The organism is Sulfitobacter dubius, from assembly GCF_027214245.1.
In the GTDB taxonomy this organism is placed as follows: Bacteria; Pseudomonadota; Alphaproteobacteria; order Rhodobacterales; family Rhodobacteraceae; genus Sulfitobacter; species Sulfitobacter dubius_A.
Map to the genome: position 1 here is coordinate 1 of NZ_JAPWHM010000064.1, position 233 is coordinate 233.

Here is a 233-nt window from a genome sequence, read left to right on the forward strand (position 1 = left end):
GGACTTGCGCGCGTCGCTTCGAAAGATATCGCAGGCCCGGCTCGATGCCGGCGAGGTCGCCGGGTTCGTCGCCAATATCAAAAGTGGAAAGTTCAAGGGGCAGGTGCCTGATCGGCTGGCGCGCGATCTGTGGGCGAGCAGCAATACCGCTCTGGTGGCTGCAGTGGCGCCGATGGCCGCAACTTTGCTCGCTTGAGCGCGACGCGTTTCCGGACAGAGGAGAAGATAATGAG

General features: G+C 62.2%; 1 protein-coding gene. It reads left to right on the forward strand.

Translation table 11 applies throughout. From position 1 onward, the window contains the following. Window positions 1-196, forward strand: a 196-nt coding sequence (locus tag O4H31_RS19625; RefSeq protein ID WP_269348192.1) for a hypothetical protein, incomplete at its 5' end; no start/stop codon positions are given. Between the last annotated feature and the right edge of the window lie 37 nt (window positions 197-233).